Origin of the sequence: Butyricicoccus faecihominis, assembly GCF_014648015.1 — a bacterium.
GTDB lineage: Bacteria > Bacillota > Clostridia > Oscillospirales > Butyricicoccaceae > Agathobaculum > Agathobaculum butyriciproducens.
Genome location: NZ_BMQH01000003.1, coordinates 172,918 through 173,600, shown reverse-complemented (window position 1 = coordinate 173,600; position 683 = coordinate 172,918). Strand labels below are relative to the sequence as shown.

Here is a 683-nt window from a genome sequence, read left to right as displayed (position 1 = left end):
CGCTGCCGTTCTTCAGCAGTCTTGCGCTGTTCCTCGGCCTCCCGCTGGCACTGGCAGATACAGCGGGGCATGAAGTAGCCTGGTTTTCCAAAGCATGGCACAACAGTCTGCCTCTGGCCGCCGCATTTCTTACAGTGAATGAGGCCGTCTGCCGGGTCTATGTACTCGTCCCCGGCCAGTTCCACACCGGCGGCTGCCTTGTCGATCAGCGCCCTGATTTCTGCGGTAATCTCCATCATACGGTTTCATCCTCCTTTACGCTGTAATCCCGGTTGCGGGTGGGCGGGGCCGCCTTTTTCGCGTCCTCACCGGCCCAGCGCCGGATGGTGGCGGCATGGCTCTGATACCGCTTACCGGTAGAGGCCATGTATTCGGACAGCTTTTCGATGTACTGGCCCCATACAGTGGGAAAACTGGCCTGCAAATCTGCCATTTCCTCGTCCGTCAGGAAAACATTCTGGTAACGGCCATAGGCGCGGGCGGAGCGTCCCTTCTCTATCTCTCTCTTTATCTCTATCTCTTTCTCTAACTCTATCTCTATCTCTGGTGGACGAATGTCGGACAAATGTCCGCCGTTTGTCCGGGGCGCAGAAAGAGCCTTATTTTGAAGCCTTGCAGCCCGCTTTCGCTCGGCCTCGGTAGAGGACTGGCCGATTAAAAGTTCGATGTTGCTCATGTAGAAT

The 683-nt window shown here is 56.4% G+C and carries 2 pseudogenes; both read right to left on the bottom strand.

The features are described 5' to 3' along the window. Nucleotides 1-239, bottom strand: a pseudogene (locus IEY11_RS04135) (ATP-binding protein); the annotation flags it as partial. Then, a pseudogene (locus IEY11_RS04130) lies at nt 236-683 on the bottom strand (phage replisome organizer N-terminal domain-containing protein); the annotation flags it as partial. The pseudogenes IEY11_RS04130 and IEY11_RS04135, both read right to left, overlap by 4 nt.